Below are 18,891 nucleotides of genomic sequence, written 5' to 3' on the forward strand. Positions count from 1 at the left end.
GAACACCACCCATGAAAAAGAAGCCCATCATCCTGGCGGTTCTCATCATCGCATCCGTCATCGCTATTTTCATCCTAAAATACAACACCATGATTCTCGATTCAAAAGCTTCAGCAAAACTGGTCAGTCCTTCCTATCCGGATGAATCAGCCTATTCCAATCTCGAATTACTTGTCAAAAAGGCCGATAATATCTTCGTTGGTGAGGTTCTCGAGCAAAAAGGGAGCACCGAACGCCTGGGCAATCCTGCTGTCCTTTACGAGGTTCGCGTGACCCATAATGTGAAGGGAGGGCTGCTTGGCGGTCTGACCATCATCCAGGAAGGCGGCTACTACAAGCAAAACGGCAAGCTTCATTTTTTCCGGTACAAAGGTGACGAACTGCTTCAAAAGGGTGAAATCTATCTGTTCGCAGTAATCAGGGAAGGCGATTCCTATTGGACAATCCCTGTCTATGGGCACGAACACTTGAAAACCGAGCAGCAAAAACAGAATCTAATTGAAGAAATTAAAGCATTAGTAGTTGAATGAAATCACCGGCTTCATCAAATTTGAAAGACAAGCCCAGCACAATAGTGAACACTATTTCCAACTTAATTACTTGGTTATCATCCCAATATTTGAAAATTCATAAAAACGCTATATTCATAACCTTTTTTAGAGTTATACAGCTTTTATAATAAAAGAGAAACCCAGCCACACGGAGGTGGACAAACGTGAAAAACTCACAAGCAGAAACAAGATTCCTCATATACGTCTTAGCAGCAATTTCCGCACTGATGATGATTCACATCTTCCATCCTCAGCTCTCAAAAATCTATGACCCGGTCAACTACGTCTCTTTTCATACAGTATTAGAATTTTTCAGTATCTCTGTTTCAATGACGATTTTCCTTTACTGCTGGAAAACCTACGAGAAAAGCAAATCAAGCGCCGCGCTCTGGCTTATGTACACGTTTTACACCGTAGGCATTATCGACCTCTTCCATACGTTAACCTTTAAAGGAATGCCATTCTTCATTACTGAAAGCACAGTCCAAAAGGCAACCTATTTCTGGATTGCAGGCCGTGCAATTGAAGCGGGGCTCATGGTCAAAATCATGTTCATGAAAGACGAGAAACTAAGGCGGGATTGGCGCTGGTCTGTCATATTTGCATCGCTTGCGACAATCGCGGTTACCACGGTATTCATTTTCACATTCGAGGGATTATTGCCGCAGCTCGTCATTGAAGGAGAAGGCACAACCCCGCTCAAAAATTTGCTCGAATATATCATCTCCGCCATGCACCTTTTAGCACTCGTCATGTGCCTTTACAAATACTATCTTAACAAGCAAACCGTCTACTTGAACCTGGGAATGGCATTCACACTTCTATTCCTTTCCGAACTTATTTTCACTGTCTATAGGAGCGTATATGACCTCGACAACTTCTCGGGGCACATCTTCAAGGTGCTTGGATACTATTTCATACTCAAAGGAATCCATGAAATCCTCCTGCCTGTCGATGAATACAAAGAGGAAGCTGCTGTCGCCGAGTCAATCGTCAAGAAAAATCCCGGCGCAATTTTTTCAATCACCAAAAAAGATGACAACTTCATCTTTTCCTATATCGAAGGCGGTATGATCCGCCAGCTCGGCTTCCATCCCGAGCAAATGGCCGGAACGTCCGTCGAAGACTTCCTCCCGGCCTCGGGCGGTGACATCATGGATTACTGCAATTCAACCTGGGACTCCGGCGAAAACCAAACATTCATGGCCCAAATCAAAAACCATTCTTACCTGATTTCGCTCGTCCCGGTAATCGAGCAAGGCATCACCCTCCAAATCACCGGAACTGCAACGGAAATAACCAGCTTCACCCAACAGGGCACTCCGCAAAAACAGGCCCTTTAAACCCTTGCTTATGGAAAAATTGGCCGACGCGCAATTGTTGGCATGACAAAATTTACCTTTGACTGAGGGTGGTCACGGCCTTATCCTTGTATAGTGCTAAAAATGGACCCAATTGTCAGCAAACGCCAACCGTTTGGCGTAAACAGCTGGTTGGGCACGACAACTAAATTTAATTTTCCTCATCAGTTCAAGATGGGGTAGAGGCTGCGGTTATTAAGAGTATTCCAGAAGAGGGACAGGAATCCCCAACGAGACTGGACGAAAGGAACAACCGCCGAAGCGCCGCGGGACCCTGCCTGCGGTAAGCTGGGGCTGTATCCGAACAGGTGCAGCACTGTCATGGCATTGCCATGGTGAACTATCCGTTTTGTCTGATGCGGCACATAAACACACTCCGTATCAGAGTGTGTTTTTTATGCATTGAAAAGGGGCGGAGCTGCGTGAGTGGGATTTTAATTAATCTTAAAATAGCGGCCAGTATATGGATACCTTAGTTATGAAGATTTGCTTTTCTTCGCTCCACCGCCTTTTTGATTGGCGGAGCTTCGTGAGTGCCGGGTATCTGTCTCTGAATCAGTGCTCGAAGTTACCATTTGGCTCAATCTGCACAGCTGCTGCTGAATCGATTAGGACAACTTTTTCAAAATACAGGACAAACTTTTATATATTCAGGACATTTCCCAAAGAATACAGGACATTTCCCAAAAAATACTGGACAGATTTACAGATATTCAGGACAAACCGGTCTGCGGGAAGAATTACAGAGAATCTAGACGTTCGCTGCAAAAATCAGGAGGCATAAAAAACTGTACTTTTCTCACAACCAGGAAGGGGACATCTTAGATGAGCAAGAACGGAAAATTAGGATTGTGGTTATTGACGGCGTTAGTCGTTGGAAATATGGTGGGCTCGGGGATCTTTATGCTGCCTCGTTCACTTTCGGAAGCAGCCAGCCCAGCTGGTGTGCTATTGGCATGGTTATTAACCGGCTTTGGTGTTTTAATGACAGCATTGGTCTTCGGCAATTTGGCCATCCGTAAGCCTGAGCTTGGCGGCGGCCCGCAAATCTATGCGAAAGACTTATTCAAGCAAGGCACACATGCATCGAAACTTTCAGGCTTCATGGCATCCTGGGGTTACTGGATTGGGAACCTCGTTGGAAACATTGCGATTATAACAACGTTTGCAGGCTATCTGTCTACGTTCTTCCCGATTATGACCAGCCAGGCTGACTGGTTCACTATCGGCAGCTTCACCCTTAAAGTCGGGAACGGGTTGACATTCATCGTTTGTACAGTGCTGTTATGGATGACTCATGCGATTGTCCTGCGCGGTATTGAAGATGCTGGCAAGCTGAATTTTGCTGCGACCGCCGCAAAAGTGGCTGGTTTCGTCATCTTTATTCTAATAGGACTGTTCGCTTTTGATAAAACGAACATCCTGCCAATGGTCGAACCCCGCACAGATGCGGCTGGCAATACGCTTGGACTCCTTGGCCAGGTTAATTCGGCTGCATTGACAACTCTTTGGGCATTTATCGGTGTCGAATCCGCTATGGTATTCGCATCACGTGCGAAAAAGCAGGTTGATGTTAAGCGTGCAACCATTCTTGGGCTTTTTATCTCGCTTGGAATTTATATCGGAATTTCAACACTAGTCATGGGCATGCTTAGCCAGGAAGCATTGATCGCTTCCGATAAGCCGCTAATCGATGCCATTACGGTGTTTGTTGGCCCGATTGGCGGACAGGCACTCGCTGCACTGGGTTTAATCGCCCTGTTCGGTTCAACACTTGGCTGGGTGATGCTTAGCGCCGAGGTACCTTACCAGGCAGCCAAGCAGGGCATTTTCCTGCCATCATTTCTAAAAGAAAACAAGAAGGGCATGCCAGTCCGATCGTTGGTGATTACCAACATGCTTGGCCAAGTGTTTATTTTTTCTACCATCTCGAATTCAATTTCACAAGCGTTCGATTTCATTGTATTTATTGCAACCTTGTCTTACTTGATTCCATACTTCATCGCTTCTGTGTACCAATTGAAGCTTGTTGTGACAGGGGACACATATCTGATTGGGGACCGTTCCCGTTTGACTGATGGAATCATTGCCGGTATTGCTACACTTTACTCGATCTGGGTTATAATCGCCGGGACATCTGATATCAAGACCTTTGCGTTAGGTATGCTCCTGCTCCTAAGCGGCATTTTCTTCTATGGACCGCTCCGGCAAGCAGTGGTTAACTTCTTTAAGCCTAAGCCGAAAAAAATAAATGAAGTTTAAGACCAAAAGCGCAAGCGCCTAGCGATAGGCGCTTGCGTTAGACGAAATAAAAAGGGCCAGCCGCAATACTCGCGGCCGGCCCTTTTTTGCCGGATACCTACTCTTCCTTCTTCAGCCTGCCATTTTCTTTAAGTGCTTTTTTTAATAAAAGTTCAATTTGGGCGTTAACACTGCGAAACTCATCATTCGCCCAGCGCTCGAGTGCATCGTATGTCTTTTGGTCAATCCGGAGAAGGAACCGTTTCTTATCTGCCATGCTATCACAACCTTAGTAAATCGATCCGGTATTGATGATGGGCTGATTTCCTTTTTCGGATACAAGAGCCACCATCAGATTATTGACCATTTGAGCTTTCTTTTCCTCATCAAGCTCGACAACACCTTCATTGCTCAGCTGCTCGATTGCCGACTTTACCATTCCGACGGCGCCTTCGACAATGACCTTCCTCGCAGAAAGAACCGCTTTTGCCTGCTGTCGTTGCAGCATCGCCGAAGCAATTTCGCTCGCATAGGCAAGGTGCATAATCCGCGCTTCAATTACCTCGACACCTGCAACCATGAGCCTCGCCTGAAGGTCCTTTGTCAGCACCTCGCCTACTTCGTCAGAATGTTGGCGGAGCGAAATTTCATAGTCATTGTTGAAGTTGTCATATGGATATTGGCTGGCAATATGCCTGAGTCCTGTTTCACTTTGAGTGTGGACGAAAGTTTTGTAGTCCTCGACATCAAAGACCGCTTTCGCTGTGTCAAAAACCTTATAAACCACAACAGCCGCAATCTCAATTGGATTTCCTTCAAGGTCATTAACCTTAAGCCTGTCGCTGTTGAAGTTTAGTACTCTCAAAGACACTTTCTTCCTGACACTTAACGGAACCGTCAGCCAAAACCCTTCCTTCTTGATCACCCCGAGATAGCTTCCGAAAAGGGTAAGTGCCATCGCCTGATTCGGCTGGATAATGGTAAAGCCGGTCATTGTCAAAAAAGCCGCTGCACCAAGCAATATGCCGATTACAGCCCAGATTAGGCTGCCGGTCATGCCGAACTGAACAAGAAAATACACCGCGCCCGCTACCAAAAGGATAAATATCCCCAGCCCGGCAAAACCGTTCATCTTAAACACATCTTTTTCCTGCATGCCAATCTCCTCCTTATTTACTTGTTATCATAATGATATCATATTGATGTCAAAAATGGATAAATTTTCTTTAATTTTTAATAAATAGGCTTTTTATAATTGTAAGAGTAAGTCATGAATGACAACTCAAGGTACTCAAGGCATCAAAATGTCATTCATAGGCCGGATGAATAACATTTCAAGGTAGTCGAAGCGTTAAGATGTCATTCATAAGCTGGAAAGTGCTCATAAAAAAAAGAAAGTGCCCAAAGAAAACCAGAAAGTGCCCATAGAAACCCAGAAAGTGCCCATAGAAACCAATAAGGTGCCCATAGAAACCAATAAAGTGCCCATAGAAACCAATAAAGTGCCCATAGAAATCAAGGATGAATTACACTTCAAGGTAATCGAGTCACGGAAATATCATCTATTGGCTGAAAGGATTAACAGTATTCCTAACTCTAGTTAATAGATAAAGGAGTATGCCAGAATTATTACAGCCAATCCAGCTATTTTAGAATTAAGCGATTAACTGTGAACTAGCAGGGTAAAATATACACAAATTATTCCTTTGACAAGGTGGGCAGGCTGTACTATTATGAGGAATGTCGACCAAACCAATATGATTTAGGGGGTTTTACTTATGAAGAAATTTTCATTATTTTTTGCATTGCTATTAAGCCTTGTGTTGGTGCTTGCAGCTTGCGGCACGAATGACAACGCGAAGAATGGCGGCAATAACGATACTAATAACAAAAAAGAAGAAACTGCGAACAAGGACGATTTGCTTGCAAAGGTAAAGGATGAAGGCAAGTTGGTTGTTGGTACGGAAGGTACATATGCTCCGTTCTCATTTCATAATGATAAAGGCGAGCTGACTGGCTTTGACGTTGAAATCGCACGTGAAGTAGGAAAACGTCTTGGAGTCGATGTTGAATTTCAGGAAACACAATGGGATGCAATCTTTGCAGGCCTTGATGCAAAACGTTTTGACATGATTGCCAACCAGGTGGGAATCCGTCCGGACCGCCAGGAAAAATACTTGTTCTCTGATCCGTACATTACATCTGCTGCGGTTCTGATTACACGGACCGACAATAAAGATATTCAAACATTTGAAGACATTAAAGGAAAGAAATCTGCCCAAACCTTGACTAGTAACTATGGGCAAATGGCAAAAGATCTTGGCGCCGAGGTTGTTGGCATAGACAGCTTTAACCAGGCAGTTGAGCTGCTAAACTCTAAACGCGTCGATGCGACCATTAATGACAAAATCGCATTCCTTGATTTTAAAAAGAACCGCCCGGATGCACAAGTTGAAGTGAAAGACGAATCCGAAGATGCTTCCCAGAGCGGCTTGATGTTCCGCAAGGGCAGCGAAACACTTGTTGAAGAAGTCAACAAGGCGCTTAAAGAAATGATCGACGACGGTACGTACGACAAAATCTCCAAAGAATGGTTTGGCGAGAATGTACTTAAATAGTATTTTTGCAGACCCTGAACGAATGGACAGGCTGACAACCATCGCGAAAAACTCGTGGATGCCGCTCCTGGAAGGGCTCATTCAATACACAATCCCGCTGACACTTATTTCATTTGTCATCGGGCTGATCCTGGCCGTGCTCACTGCATTGGCCAGGATTTCGCATAACAAGCCACTCCAGTATATCGCGCGCGTCTATGTATCTGCTATCCGCGGGACGCCACTCCTGGTTCAGCTGTTCATCCTGTTTTACGGCTTGCCAACAATTGGCGTCGTTATTGACCCGTTTCCAGCAGCCGTTGTCGGTTTTTCGCTCTCGGTCGGTGCATATGCATCCGAAATCATCCGGGCTGCTGTTCTATCCATCCCAAAAGGACAATGGGAAGCCGGATATTCAATTGGCATGTCGTATCCCCAACTCCTAAAGAGAATTATCTTGCCACAGGCTGCCAGGGTTTCTGTTCCGCCATTATCAAATTCATTCATCGGCCTTGTTAAGGATACCTCGCTTGCCGCGACAATTCTCGTTACGGAAATGTTCCGTCGGGCGCAGGAAATTGCTTCCACAAATTATGAGTTCTTGCTGCTTTACTTACAGGCTGCCCTGCTTTATTGGATTGTCTGCTTTGTCCTTTCCATCTTCCAGGGGAAATTGGAAGCGAGGTTTGACCGGTATGTCAAATAGACGGAAGGGGGAAATCCAATGGATCAACCAATGATTTCAATAAGAGGTCTGCATAAGCAGTTCGGCGACCTTCAAGTTTTGAAGGGCATCGATTTGGAGGTTGAAAAGGGGAAGGTGGTTGTCGTCATCGGGCCGTCCGGTTCTGGTAAAACTACCCTGCTCCGCTGCCTCAATGTTCTCGAGACGCCAACAAAAGGCAGCATCACTATTTCCGGGCAGACACTTGATTTTACTGGAAAGGCTGTTCCAAACAAAGCAATTGCTTCGTTCCGCCGTCTTACCGGGATGGTCTTCCAGAGCTATAATTTGTTTCCGCACAAAACGGCGATGGAAAACGTCATGGAAGGGCCGATTATCGTCAAAGGTGAAAACAAGGAAAATGCCAGGCAGAAGGCTGCATTGCTATTGCAAAAAGTAGGGCTTGGCGACAAGCTTGATTATTATCCGCATCAATTATCAGGCGGACAGCAGCAGCGTGTCGGCATTGCCCGCGCACTTGCGATGGAACCTGCCGTCATGTTGTTCGACGAACCAACATCTGCGCTTGACCCAGAACTTGTTGGCGAAGTGCTGAAGGTTATGAAAGATCTGGCGAACGAAGGGATGACGATGGTTGTCGTCACCCATGAAATGCGTTTTGCCCGTGAGGCAGCCAACGAGGTCATCTTTATGGATCAGGGAGTTGTCCTTGAACGCGGCAAGCCGGAGAACATTTTCACCAACCCAAAACACGAGCGGACCAGGCAGTTTTTGAACCTGATCCGTCCGGAAATATAAAATCAATAGAGAAGCAGCCCCTTTGAGGAGGCTGCTTTTTCGCTGTTATAAGCAGGCGCCGGCCCCAGAGGCCGGTATCCCGCTAGTTTTAGCTCAACTTGTGTGTTTTTTTAAAAAAGAAAGAATTAACTGCTTGGTAAGGTGAGGGACTGGAGGATGTGAGCCGCTACGTCTTTTGGACTGAAGGGCTTTAGCATAAAGTGGGTATGTGCTTCTTTACCTGCCTCTTCCAGCTCCTCGGAGTATTGGGCTGTCAGGATGAGGACGGGTGTGTTCTTTTGCATCCTTAGGTTTTTCCAAACTTCCAATCCATCCATCTCGGGCATGAACATGTCTAAAAGAATAAAGTCGAAGTCTTGTTCGAGGGAAAGTCGCAGCCCATCCCTGCCGTTATCAGCTTCTGTTATTTCAAAGTGTTTTTTTAGATAAAGTTTAAGCAGGTCACGGATGATGGGTTCATCTTCAACGATCAATAACCTCATACTGCTCTCCCCCTGTAAATGTTCTTACTATATTTACTATATTAACATTAAAAAGGAACCTGTCGTGTGAAAAAATAAAACGCGCTTGCCTTATAAGGGCAGCGCGTTCAAGGCATTAGTCACTTAGTTTGCGTCGGGAGACTTTTTCAGTCATGTATTTCGGTTTTTTTGAGATAGCATAGAGTGATGCCACGAACGAAACCCCTAACAGTGTTGGCACAACCCATGCCAAATAATCTATTGGTTCCATCTAGCTGCACTCCTTTCGTGATGTAATAGTACACTATACCCTTTTTAAACCTGTACTAAACAGAAATGGCTTTTTGCTTAAGGAACTGGTTACTACAGCTTTTGACAAAAATGATTAGGTAAATGTTTACAAAATTATCATATTATGAAACTTTCTCTATTTTTACCCGTATAACCTAATGTACAATGAAAGGGAAGACTTTCAATCGGGGGTGGTGGCAGATATGGAGTTTCTGAATGGGGTGCCAATGGACACGATTTATCTTTACGGGCTGTTGATTGCTGGGGGACTGACGCTTGTTTATGTCCTGTTCAGTGATTTGCTCGATGGGATTTTTGATGGATTGGATATGTTTAATCCTGTGCTTTTGTTCTCATTTATTACGTTTTTATCAGCCGGAGGGTTTATTTTAGAAAAATTGACCTCTCTGTCGCATCTTGTCATTTTGCTCATTAATTCAGGCCTTTCTGCGATTCTTGTCACCCTTTTGAATGTGTTCGTGCTTCTTCCGATTAGGAAGGCGGAGGTCTCCTTGACCTACACTGAATCTGATTTGAGGGGCCGGGTCGGAAAGGTGATTACGGCTATCCCGACAGACGGGTTCGGCGAAGTGATGATCGATTCGATTAGCGGGCGGATTTCTAAGCCTGCGAAAAGCTTCGATGGGGCGGAAATATCCAACGGGCACGATGTCCTTATTGTTGATACAGCCAATGGTGTGCTTCAGGTTGCAGTAAAAGAAAAAATAGAAAACGAGTGGATCTAGGAGGAGATGGAATGGAAATGATTTGGATTGCAGCAGGTATTGGCGTTTTTATTGTTCTCGCACTTATAGCTGTTTTTGTGACAAAGTACAAGACTGCAGGACCGGATGAGGGTTTGATTATTACAGGCAGCATGCTGGGCAGTAAAAATGTCCACATTGACGAATCAGGCAACAAAATTAAAATCATCCGCGGTGGCGGTGCATTTATTTTACCAGTATTCCAGCAGTCCCAACCGCTTAGCCTATTGTCAAGTAAGCTGGAAGTGACCACACCTGAGGTGTACACCGAGCAGGGCGTTCCGGTTATGGCTGATGGTGTAGCAATTATTAAAATTGGCGGATCGATTTCCGAAATCGCTACTGCCGCCGAGCAGTTCCTCGGCAAAGCGAAGGAAGACCGCGAGAATGAAGCGAAAGAGGTCCTTGAAGGCCATCTTCGTTCTATCCTCGGATCGATGACTGTTGAAGAAATTTATAAAAACCGTGATAAGTTCTCACAGGAAGTCCAGCGCGTCGCATCCCAGGACCTCGCGAAAATGGGACTTGTGATTGTTTCGTTCACTATAAAAGATGTCCGTGACAAAAACGGCTACCTCGATTCCCTTGGTAAGCCGCGGATTGCCCAAGTGAAGCGCGATGCCGATATCGCAACGGCCGAGGCTGAAATGGAAACACGCGTCAAGAGGGCTGAGGCAGCCAAGGAAGCAAAACAGGCTGAATTGCAGCGCGCTACTGAAATTGCAGAGGCTGAAAAGACCAACCAGCTGAAGGTATCGGAATTCCGCGCCGAGCAGGAAAGTGCCAAGGCACGTGCCGACCAGGCATACGACCTTGAAACAGCCCGCTCCAAGCAGCAGGTAACCGAGCAGGAAATGCAAATCAAGATCATTGAGCGCCAAAAGCAAATCGAGCTCGAGGAAAAAGAAATCCAGCGCCGTGAGCGCCAGTACGATTCCGAGGTCAAGAAAAAGGCTGACGCGGACCGTTACTCGGTCGAGCAATCTGCAGCTGCCCAAAAAGCGAAGGAAATGGCTGAAGCTGAAGCTAACAAATATCGGATTGAAGCACTTGCAAAAGCGGAAGCTGAGCGCATCCGCCTCGACGGTCTTGCCAAAGCGGATGCAGTCAGGGCGCAGGGGGAAACCGACGCTGAAATCATCCGCCTGAAAGGTCTTGCCGAAGCGGAAGCGAAGCAAAAGATCGCCGAAGCATTCGAATTGTTCGGCCAGGCAGCTGTCATGGACATGGTCATCAAAATGATGCCGGAATACGCGAAGCAAATTGCAGCACCGCTCGCCAACATCGACAAGATCAGCATCGTCGACACGGGCGGCGGCGGCTCCGGCAGCGGCGCAAACCGTGTCACTGGCTATGCGACCAACCTGATGGCCGGCCTTCAGGAAACCCTGAAAGCATCAAGCGGCATCGACCTGAAAGAGCTGCTTGAAAACTACTCCGGCAAAGGCACCATCCGCCCAGCCGTCCTTGAAGGAACAGTCAAGGAAGAAAAGAAAGAACCAGTGAAGGCGTAATAGAGGCTAACACGAGTAGCTCCCCGCGGAATTAGTCTGCGGGGAGCTTTTTTTTGTGGTAAGGGGGGTGCTTTGGCTAATGAGACGGTTTCTACTCCACTGGGTTGGTGCCAAGCTAAGGGGGTGGTAACATATGAGCCTTTTTTCATATGATATGCGCCATTTTGCTCTCGATATGAGCCCAATATGAGCCGATTTTACCCTGATATGAGCATTTAGACAATTACTGGAAGCTGCTGCAGCAAATCTTGCAATCCTTTTGAAAAAAGAACCTTGGTCGGCAGCCAAATTTTATTCTAAAATGATAAGTAGACTTATTTTTGAAGGTGGATAGCATGATTACACTAGATGGCTTTCGGATTACAAAGTGTCCCGGCGGAGTAATGGTTTACATGGAATCGTACGACCTGAACCTGCCGGTTAAGAGCAAAGAGGCTGAACGGCTTTATTACAAAGGGAACCTTGATGTACTTTTTTATAAAATCGATAAGGAAATGCTGAAATTCCAGCTGGCCGAGTACGAGCCTGAACAGAGGCAGCTGCACCGGAAAATCTACCATGAGCTTTTCCCGGAAACCGGACATGATTACCTCAAGAATCCGAGGGAGTTTGTGCTAGGCCTCTTCACACTTCTGATCAAGGCGTGTGAGGAGGAGTCCGACGAAAAAGTGAGATTTCTGGCCCATTCCATGCTTAAGCTCGTGCCGACCGATTCAGTCTTTGATGACCAGGCATTTCTCGATTCCTATATCCTTGATTCCCAATTTGGAAAAAATGAATATCTTCACGATGACGAAGCCGCGAAGCTGAAGCGGAAGTACAGGCTGCGGCCCACTTTGAACGAAGGCGAAAAGCTGCTAGTCCGCGATATTGCTGAGAGCGTCAGTGCTGAATATTTTGCCCTCCCTGGGGGAAGTGTCGCAGATTTCGCGGCAATCCGCTTGGAAGCTGTTGCCACCTATGAAATCATCCAGTCCGAATATATCCCTGACAAGGCCGTCCTTGATAAAGCCGAGCTCCATCACAAGGACGATGTGTTGGTCGATATGAAACTAAGCTTTATTGATCTGGAATTTGCGCTTGGCCAGTCACAGCCGAAACTGCCTTCTGCAAGGATAAGCTTTAAAGCAATCAACGAACTCCATAACGATTATCAATTCTTCTTTTATAAATACAGGTATCTGACCGAGGAGTCGAGGAGGAGGCTTGCTGCAGCTTTAACTGCGGAAAAGCAATACAAGGACTCGATGGAGCTGTTTCCCTATGCGACCCACATTGCATCCCTGATGGGTGTGATTGAAAGGGAAATGAACGAAATAATAAACATGCTGGAAGGCAAAGCGAAGGCGCGAACCCTCAGCCAAATCACAGCCTGCATGCGAAGCCAGCCGATTGCAGATCTTGCCGACGAAGTAATGTATAAAGAGTACACAAACACAATCGATGCCTTGCGCAGCTATCGTAACCCCGCCTCTCATGGCACCGGGGCGACCGCTGATGAATACAGCAAAGTGAAGAACTTTGTTATGAAAAGCGGAATCCTCGACCGGATCACCCTTTACAAGAAAAGCTATTCCTAAGCGGGAATGGCTTTTTGCCTGGCCGTCCGGACTTATCCAGCTTATTTAGCAGAAGTGTACTTTTTCACGTCTGGCAAGATTTTGGTACCGATCAGTTCAATTTTCTTCTTGAGCGTCTCAAACGGGACACCGCCGAAATCCATTTGCCCAATATAGCGCTGATGGCCGAACATCTCGTGCTGATAGAGAATCTTCTCGACAATTTGCTGCGGGCTGCCTACATTCATAATATTCTCAGGGTCGCCGCCGTGCTGAAACCCGACCCATGGGAATCCGCGCCCATTCGTCAGCTTCATTCCCTCGTTAATGTAAGGATGATACTCCCGGAGCGCCTCTTGAGTCGTCTCGGCTGGAAAGAGGAATCCTGCGGTCGCGACTGGAAGTTCGTTTATGTTAAAACCGCTTCGCTCGGCCGACGCCCGGTAGGCATCAACCGAATACTTAAAGGTCGTCGCCGCTCCGCCAAGCATGGCGAGCATCATCGGGACACCAGCCCGACCAGCTTTCACCGCACTCTCCGGGCCGCCTCCCACTGCACGCCAAATAGGCAAGCTTCCGTCTGCAGGGCGAGGGATAACCTGCGCATTTCGGAGTGGCGCGCGGAACTTGCCGCTCCAGTTAACCGTTTCGTTCTCATTAATCTGCAGCAGCAGGTCGAATTTTTCCTCATATAGCTCTTCATAATCTCTTATGTTATACCCTAGAAGTTCAAACAGGCCGACCCTGGACGCACGCCCAGCAATGATTTCTGCCCGTCCATTTGAGATAAGGTCGATTGTGGCAAAATCTTCATACACTCGCACCGGGTCAAGTGTGCTGACAATTGTTGATGAGCTGCCAATCTTTATTTTGCTCGTTGCCTGGGCAATCGCCGACAGCACAACCGTGTGCGCCTGCGTCGCGAAATACTCCTGGTGGCTTTCACCGACACTGAAAAAGTCCAGCCCCGCCTGCTCGGCAAGCTTCGCCAGCTCAATCAGCTCCTGTATCCGCTGCTGGGCAGAAATCCGCTTCCCGGAATGCGGGTTGGGAATATGGTCGCCAAGCGTATACAGCCCAAATTCGAGCCCCTTGCTTGGATCAATTCGATATTTCTCCATCAGGCTAGCCTTCTTTCGTTAATTTTATCAAAAGGATACTACAGGAGTTGCATTTTCCAAAATGAACTGCCTGATTGGAATTTTCATTAATTCCCAATTCCTCAAAAGTGGATTATACTTCCAAATGACTAGTGTTTTTCCAAATCAAATAGATTAATATAGTAGTAGAACGTATTAGCGGAATTGAAAGGAGAGCAAAATGTCTAGGAAAGCCATTGCATCATTGTTAAGCGCTGCCATCGTTTTTTCATCGGTGGGAGAAGTTGTTTTTGCAGAAGAACGCGGAGTTAAAAGCCAGGAATCAACAAAAGGAACAGAGTTAGGGCAAGATTCCAGTAAGGGCGGTTCGGAGCTGCAATCCGAGGAAACAGGGACTCCTGCTGGGTCCGCTCCATCCGAAATATCTGCTGAAACTCCGGGGGAACCGATAGTTAGCTCTGGTGAGGAGAACGGGGAAACAGCCGAGGTTCAGGATGAGGAAGCCAAAGCCGACGAGCCTGCTGATAGTACTGAAAATCAAACCGGCACATCTGCTGCCAGCACTGAAAATCAAACCGGTACACCAGCTGAAAGCACTGAGCAGCCGGTGACTAGCTCTGATGAGGAGACCAAGGAAGCAGTCGAGGTTCAGGATGAGGAAGCCAAAACCGAAGAGCCTGCTGCCGGCACTGAGAAACCGGTGAATAGCGGCAAAGCTGAACCAGTTCAAAGTGATAAAGTCGAAACTAAGAGTACTGTTGAGACGCAGTCCGATGAGGGTACCATTCTTACAGTTGGAAATACAACCTATTACCTTAATGAGAACAAAGAGATTTTAAAAGCGGAAGTCCACTCAAACGGGCAGCTAGTGAAAATACAAGAATACTATCCAAATAGTACAGTCGAAACCGCAGAAAGCTCGATTCAATACATATTCTATGTTAATCAAGATGGTTACATAACAAAGCGGGAGCAGTTGGAAAAGGATACTCAAAAAATTCAAACCTATTATACATATTATTCGGGGGCTAAATACGGCTCTCATGATAATAAAGTTCAGTATAAACTGATTCTGAATTCCTCAGGATATGTCGCCAGGACCACAAGACATCAAGTGGATACCCAAAAAATCCTTACCTACTATACATATTATCCAGGCACGAAGTACGGAACGCATGGAAAAAGAATTCAGTACAAACTAACTCAGAATTCGTCGGGTTATTTAACGAGTGCAACAAGGCATGAAGCGGACACCCAAAAGATCTTGACCCGGTATACATATTACTCGGGGACGAAGTATGGAACGCAGGGGAGAAGAATTCAGTACAAACTTACTCAGAATTCGTCTGGTTATATAACTAGTGCGACAAGGCATGAACTGGACACCCAAAAAATCTTGACCCGGTATACATACTATTCGGGGACGAAGTACGGTACCCATGGAAAAAGGATTCAGTACAAACTAACTCAGAATTCATCAGGATATTTAACGAAAGCATCCAGGCATGAAGTGAATACCCAAAGAATCCTTAACTGGTATGAATATTATCCGTCCACAAAGTATGGAACTCATGGGAAAAGAATCAAGAACGTTTTTACAATCGGAACGACAGGCTATCTTACTTCATCGGTTAGTAGGGAAGCAGGGACCCAGCGGCTTCTGGCAACCTACGGCTACTTGCCTAAAACGAAGTACGGCAGCCATGCAGCACGGGTAAGTAGCCTGAAACTGAATGTCCCGCTGGTCAAGCAGCTTCCTGAACTCCCTACTGGCTGCGAAATAACTGCTGTCACGATGATGCTTCTTTATAAAGGTGCTAACGTAAACAAAGTCAGCCTCGCAAGGGAAATGCCAAGGCATTCATGGGATCCGAACCAAGGGTATGTTGGAGATCCTTTTACTAAAGGCGGCTGGACCATTTACCCGTCAGCTTTAATGAGTCTAGTGAAAAAGTATGCCGGAACATCCGTCAACCTGACCGGAACCAGCAATGCAACGTTAGAATCGTATTTATCGAAAAATAAACCGGTAGTTGTCTGGGCATCACCAATGCACGGGTTCTCCGTCCACGCCATCACGCTAACCGGATTCGACGGAAGCAATTACTACTATAATGACCCTTGGACCGGTGAAAAGAACGTTAAAATGAGCAAAACTAGTTTTAACAAAATCTGGGCAAACCAAAATAAGAGGGCCATTTCCTATTAACTTTTATGAAAAAATTGCTATCAAGGATACCTAAGTACTAGTGATACCAGAAACGCTACTAACTATTGAGGCCAAGATTTTTTCAGGAATCTTGGCCTATTTCTTTTTAAAATGGCAGGACTGGACGAATGCGGGAATTAAAAGCACAATGAGAATAACAAGTACCAGAGAGGTGTTGCGGAATGGGCTCCAATTATCGGGAAACGGTTCACCATCAAACTAACCAGGCGGGGCAGCATAGCCACTGCACCCATCATGGCCATTCGCACCAATCTTGCGTTGCACTCGTTCCAATTTTTAATCATTTGGAGAAGCCGCAGATGGACGAAATCATGAAGACGGCGCGGCCGGCTTCTTTTAAAAAAGGTGAAATTGTGTACCAGGCCGGCAGCGAGTCGGATTCGCTCTATATTGTCCATAAGGGCAAAATCCGGATTTACCGGCTTTCCGAGTCGGGTAAGGAACAGCTTGTCCGCATCCTTAATCCTGGTGATTTTACCGGGGAATTGGCTTTGTTCAATGAAGGTGTGCATGAGTCCTTTGCCGAAGCGATGGCTGATACGGAAGTATGCATGATACGCCGTGGTGACCTCCAGGAATTCCTGTTGAAGTATCCGACGATTGCTTTGAAGATACTGGCCGAGTTCTCGAACCGGCTTGAGCAGTCAGAGAAGCAGGGTGCGCGTACGGCAACGGAAAAGGTGGAAACGAGGATTGCGCTGTTTTTGGTCGATTGCCTGGAGGATGAAGGGGCGTCCCGTGAGTTTAAGCTGCCGATAGCTAAGAAGGATCTTGCATCCTATCTTGGTACGACTCCTGAAACAGTCAGCCGGAAGCTCACCGAGTTTGAGGATGCCGGATTAATCCGCCAAAAGCCTCAAAAGAGAATTGAGATTCTTGACCTTGATAGGCTGCTGCTCGTTTAGCGTACTCTGAAAAGGGTGCGCTTATTTTTTTTGTGGAGGTGTCATTTTTTAAAAAAACTTCCGTCTTATTGTATAAACGGGATGGTGAGCGAAATGCGTAAATTTAGCTTAATTGTTATGCTGGCAAGCTTGGTTCTGCTGATGAATACGACTGTGTTTGCGACCAGCTGGGTTGATGTCAATCCAAAAGAGGTCGTTAACAGGGCGGATGTGATTGTTAGCGGCACGTATGATTTTTCCGATGAACGGGAAGAAAGTGAGTTTATTTTCCATGGCGTGGCGTTTAATGTTAGCAAGGTGTATAAAGGTGATAATGTATCCAAAAAGATAACAGCAGGCCTTGATCCTTTCGACGATGGCTGGGTGGACGAATTTCAGCGTAAAGGCGGGGAATTCCTGTTGTTTTTGGAGAATAGTGAAGAGGCAGACTTCCTTGTGCCTGTTGGCGGCCCAAATGGAATGATTCAATTTAAGAATGGCAAGGTCGTCCATCCTGTTGATACAAAAAGGGTGTTTTTTGAAGAATTCCTAAAAACAGTGGAAGAGAAACCAGCAGTTCCGGCACTTCCAAAGTCTGAACCAGCAAAGCCTGAACCCGTTGAATCTGCCGAGGATCACAGGCCGGTGCTGGCATTAACAGTTGGCATAGGTGTTCTGGTTTGTTTAGGAGTTGGAATTTTTCTAAAAAGGAGAATGTGAGTGGAACGAAGCTGTTGCCTTTTGCACCATCATGGCTGATGCATAGAATAGAGCCTCGTAAAATGGGCCAGCCCTCATGTAATCAGGGTCCACCGAGGCGGATTAATCCAATAGAACCGGTTTAATAGATTAATCAGTGTTCGGGAGAGGTGGATTAATCCAATAGAGTAGGTTTAATAGATTAATCAGTGTTCGGGAGAGGCGGATTAATCCAATAGAGCCGGTTTAATAGATTAATCAGGGTTCGGGAGAGGTGGATTAATCCAATAGAGTCGGTTTAATAGATTAATCAGTGTTCGGGGGAGGTGGATTAATCCAATAGAGTCGGTTTATTAGATTAATCAGTGTTCGGGAGAGGTGGATTAATCCAATAGAGTCGGTTTAATAGATTAATCAGTGTTCGGGGGAGGTGGATTAATCCAATAGAAGCGGCATACAGTCAAAAGAGCCATTCCACTTAACGGAATGGCTCTTAATAGTATTTTTCCTGGAGCCACTTGGACCTGATTAGTTCTTTATCGTTTTGGTTCCTTTCTTTGACGGCTTCAAACATCACTTTCCATAATCCTTCCTTCCACTTGGCGGGGTCTTGTTCGTAGTAGTAGATTCCCTCCACTGTGGAAATATCGTCAGTGAAATCGAGATGGATGAGGCTGTTTTTATAAAAGACGAACGTGAAGCCATGTTCGATTGATAAATGATTATCTTTAAAAAAGGATAATGCAAAGTATGTATAGTCATCTTTCACGGTGTCGGTCAGAATCTGGAACGCGGGTTTACCGATATAGGAATGGATTTCACTGCTGTTTGAAAAAGTGATTGGGCTAAATGAATAGTCTTCCGAGTTGAAAATTTCCCATTTGATTGGTCCATCTTCCTGCAAAGCAAACAGTGTATCAAGTACCGTTTTATAAATTTGAGGAAATTCTTTCTTTAAAAAGTTTATTGTATTGAGCTCTTTGGTTGAGAGAGGGGGCTTGGTTATACAGTTGCCAACGATTTCAATCTCATCAGTCCCAAACAGGGCAGCCGGGCTGTTTACGGTTAGCCAGCCATCATATTCTCCATATTCCTCGTAGTATTTAAAACGATCGATTTGATTAACCATTTGTTCGCCTCCTTAATTTTATAAACT

General features: G+C 46.0%; 18 protein-coding genes and 1 riboswitch. Of the genes, 12 read left to right on the forward strand and 6 right to left on the reverse strand.

Annotated elements, in window-relative coordinates:
• Positions 1-11: 11 nt before the first annotated feature.
• The 3 genes from AM500_RS03715 (at position 12) to AM500_RS03725 (ending at position 4,174) form a co-directional block, all read left to right on the forward strand.
• The gene (locus AM500_RS03715; RefSeq protein ID WP_053598002.1) at positions 12-530 is read left to right on the forward strand and encodes a hypothetical protein; all 519 of its coding nucleotides are present in this window, start codon (positions 12-14) and stop codon (positions 528-530) included.
• Between the two features lie 185 nt (positions 531-715).
• Positions 716-1,894 carry a membrane-associated sensor domain-containing protein gene (locus tag AM500_RS03720; protein WP_053598003.1) on the forward strand — a complete coding sequence of 393 codons (1,179 nt, stop codon included), beginning with the start codon at positions 716-718 and terminating at the stop codon, positions 1,892-1,894.
• Between the two features lie 190 nt (positions 1,895-2,084).
• A riboswitch (Lysine riboswitch) is annotated at positions 2,085-2,263 on the forward strand.
• Between the two features lie 474 nt (positions 2,264-2,737).
• The gene (locus AM500_RS03725) at positions 2,738-4,174 is read left to right on the forward strand and encodes an amino acid permease (RefSeq protein ID WP_053598004.1); all 1,437 of its coding nucleotides are present in this window, start codon (positions 2,738-2,740) and stop codon (positions 4,172-4,174) included.
• A gap of 97 nt (positions 4,175-4,271) precedes the next feature.
• Here AM500_RS03725 and AM500_RS25755 read toward each other — a convergent pair whose 3' ends face one another.
• Both AM500_RS25755 and AM500_RS03730 read right to left on the reverse strand, forming a co-directional pair.
• Positions 4,272-4,430, reverse strand: coding sequence for a type II toxin-antitoxin system antitoxin (locus AM500_RS25755; protein WP_197028353.1), 159 nt, complete (start codon positions 4,428-4,430; stop codon positions 4,272-4,274).
• Positions 4,431-4,442: 12 nt separating this feature from the next.
• The gene (locus AM500_RS03730) at positions 4,443-5,309 is read right to left on the reverse strand and encodes an SPFH domain-containing protein (RefSeq protein WP_053598005.1); all 867 of its coding nucleotides are present in this window, start codon (positions 5,307-5,309) and stop codon (positions 4,443-4,445) included.
• A 622-nt stretch (positions 5,310-5,931) separates the two neighbouring features.
• Between AM500_RS03730 and AM500_RS03735 the strand changes: the two genes are divergently transcribed.
• Genes AM500_RS03735 through AM500_RS03745 form a run of 3 tightly spaced genes read left to right on the forward strand, consistent with a single transcriptional unit; the run spans position 5,932 to position 8,233 of the window.
• Entirely contained in the window at positions 5,932-6,771 is an 840-nt protein-coding gene (locus AM500_RS03735) for an amino acid ABC transporter substrate-binding protein (protein ID WP_053598006.1), read from the forward strand.
• Positions 6,758-7,456 (forward strand): amino acid ABC transporter permease, encoded by a 699-nt coding sequence (locus tag AM500_RS03740; protein ID WP_043930438.1) that lies wholly within the window; start codon positions 6,758-6,760, stop codon positions 7,454-7,456. The genes AM500_RS03735 and AM500_RS03740 overlap by 14 nt, the downstream gene beginning before the upstream one ends.
• Before the next feature lie 30 nt (positions 7,457-7,486).
• Positions 7,487-8,233, forward strand: coding sequence for an amino acid ABC transporter ATP-binding protein (locus AM500_RS03745; protein WP_053601613.1), 747 nt, complete (start codon positions 7,487-7,489; stop codon positions 8,231-8,233).
• 125 nt (positions 8,234-8,358) lie between these two features.
• On the opposite strand, the gene AM500_RS03750 is transcribed toward AM500_RS03745, so the two are convergent.
• Positions 8,359-8,715, reverse strand: a complete 357-nt coding sequence (locus AM500_RS03750; protein ID WP_053598007.1) for a response regulator transcription factor — start codon at positions 8,713-8,715, stop codon at positions 8,359-8,361.
• Positions 8,716-8,830: 115 nt separating this feature from the next.
• A complete protein-coding gene (locus AM500_RS26205; protein ID WP_269320270.1) occupies positions 8,831-8,965 on the reverse strand; it encodes a hypothetical protein in 135 nt (44 codons plus the stop codon).
• A gap of 223 nt (positions 8,966-9,188) precedes the next feature.
• Between AM500_RS26205 and AM500_RS03755 the strand changes: the two genes are divergently transcribed.
• The 3 genes from AM500_RS03755 (at position 9,189) to AM500_RS03765 (ending at position 12,843) form a co-directional block, all read left to right on the forward strand.
• The gene (locus tag AM500_RS03755; RefSeq protein WP_053598008.1) at positions 9,189-9,731 is read left to right on the forward strand and encodes an NfeD family membrane protein; all 543 of its coding nucleotides are present in this window, start codon (positions 9,189-9,191) and stop codon (positions 9,729-9,731) included.
• An 11-nt stretch (positions 9,732-9,742) separates the two neighbouring features.
• A complete protein-coding gene (locus AM500_RS03760) occupies positions 9,743-11,263 on the forward strand; it encodes a flotillin lipid rafts scaffold protein FloT (protein ID WP_053598009.1) in 1,521 nt (506 codons plus the stop codon).
• Between the two features lie 335 nt (positions 11,264-11,598).
• Complete coding sequence (locus AM500_RS03765; protein WP_053598010.1) at positions 11,599-12,843, forward strand: hypothetical protein; 1,245 nt, start codon at positions 11,599-11,601, stop codon at positions 12,841-12,843.
• Between the two features lie 41 nt (positions 12,844-12,884).
• On the opposite strand, the gene AM500_RS03770 is transcribed toward AM500_RS03765, so the two are convergent.
• Positions 12,885-13,943 (reverse strand): LLM class flavin-dependent oxidoreductase, encoded by a 1,059-nt coding sequence (locus AM500_RS03770; RefSeq protein ID WP_053598011.1) that lies wholly within the window; start codon positions 13,941-13,943, stop codon positions 12,885-12,887.
• A 199-nt stretch (positions 13,944-14,142) separates the two neighbouring features.
• Between AM500_RS03770 and AM500_RS25760 the strand changes: the two genes are divergently transcribed.
• The 3 genes from AM500_RS25760 (at position 14,143) to AM500_RS03785 (ending at position 17,756) form a co-directional block, all read left to right on the forward strand.
• Complete coding sequence (locus AM500_RS25760) at positions 14,143-16,131, forward strand: C39 family peptidase (protein WP_197282659.1); 1,989 nt, start codon at positions 14,143-14,145, stop codon at positions 16,129-16,131.
• A gap of 182 nt (positions 16,132-16,313) precedes the next feature.
• The gene (locus tag AM500_RS03780) at positions 16,314-17,057 is read left to right on the forward strand and encodes a Crp/Fnr family transcriptional regulator (RefSeq protein ID WP_053598012.1); all 744 of its coding nucleotides are present in this window, start codon (positions 16,314-16,316) and stop codon (positions 17,055-17,057) included.
• A 93-nt stretch (positions 17,058-17,150) separates the two neighbouring features.
• The gene (locus AM500_RS03785) at positions 17,151-17,756 is read left to right on the forward strand and encodes a hypothetical protein (protein WP_053598013.1); all 606 of its coding nucleotides are present in this window, start codon (positions 17,151-17,153) and stop codon (positions 17,754-17,756) included.
• Positions 17,757-18,228: 472 nt separating this feature from the next.
• Here the strand turns inward: AM500_RS03785 and AM500_RS03790 are convergent, their stop codons facing one another.
• Entirely contained in the window at positions 18,229-18,864 is a 636-nt protein-coding gene (locus AM500_RS03790; RefSeq protein WP_053598014.1) for a hypothetical protein, read from the reverse strand.
• Positions 18,865-18,891 lie beyond the last annotated feature (27 nt).

Source organism: Bacillus sp. FJAT-18017, from assembly GCF_001278805.1.
Taxonomy (GTDB): Bacteria; Bacillota; Bacilli; order Bacillales; family Cytobacillaceae; genus Bacillus_D.

Coding starts and splice junctions, on each gene's coding strand:
- AM500_RS03715 (WP_053598002.1), top strand. CDS start 12: ATGAAAAAGAAGCCCATCATCCTGGCGGTTCTCATCATCGCATCCGTC.
- AM500_RS03725 (WP_053598004.1), top strand. CDS start 2,738: ATGAGCAAGAACGGAAAATTAGGATTGTGGTTATTGACGGCGTTAGTC.
- AM500_RS25755 (WP_197028353.1), bottom strand. CDS start 4,430: ATGGCAGATAAGAAACGGTTCCTTCTCCGGATTGACCAAAAGACATAC.
- AM500_RS03730 (WP_053598005.1), bottom strand. CDS start 5,309: ATGCAGGAAAAAGATGTGTTTAAGATGAACGGTTTTGCCGGGCTGGGG.
- AM500_RS03735 (WP_053598006.1), top strand. CDS start 5,932: ATGAAGAAATTTTCATTATTTTTTGCATTGCTATTAAGCCTTGTGTTG.
- AM500_RS03740 (WP_043930438.1), top strand. CDS start 6,758: ATGTACTTAAATAGTATTTTTGCAGACCCTGAACGAATGGACAGGCTG.
- AM500_RS03745 (WP_053601613.1), top strand. CDS start 7,487: ATGATTTCAATAAGAGGTCTGCATAAGCAGTTCGGCGACCTTCAAGTT.
- AM500_RS03750 (WP_053598007.1), bottom strand. CDS start 8,715: ATGAGGTTATTGATCGTTGAAGATGAACCCATCATCCGTGACCTGCTT.
- AM500_RS26205 (WP_269320270.1), bottom strand. CDS start 8,965: ATGGAACCAATAGATTATTTGGCATGGGTTGTGCCAACACTGTTAGGG.
- AM500_RS03755 (WP_053598008.1), top strand. CDS start 9,189: ATGGAGTTTCTGAATGGGGTGCCAATGGACACGATTTATCTTTACGGG.
- AM500_RS03760 (WP_053598009.1), top strand. CDS start 9,743: ATGGAAATGATTTGGATTGCAGCAGGTATTGGCGTTTTTATTGTTCTC.
- AM500_RS03765 (WP_053598010.1), top strand. CDS start 11,599: ATGATTACACTAGATGGCTTTCGGATTACAAAGTGTCCCGGCGGAGTA.
- AM500_RS03770 (WP_053598011.1), bottom strand. CDS start 13,943: ATGGAGAAATATCGAATTGATCCAAGCAAGGGGCTCGAATTTGGGCTG.
- AM500_RS25760 (WP_197282659.1), top strand. CDS start 14,143: ATGTCTAGGAAAGCCATTGCATCATTGTTAAGCGCTGCCATCGTTTTT.
- AM500_RS03780 (WP_053598012.1), top strand. CDS start 16,314: ATGGGCTCCAATTATCGGGAAACGGTTCACCATCAAACTAACCAGGCG.
- AM500_RS03785 (WP_053598013.1), top strand. CDS start 17,151: ATGCGTAAATTTAGCTTAATTGTTATGCTGGCAAGCTTGGTTCTGCTG.
- AM500_RS03790 (WP_053598014.1), bottom strand. CDS start 18,864: ATGGTTAATCAAATCGATCGTTTTAAATACTACGAGGAATATGGAGAA.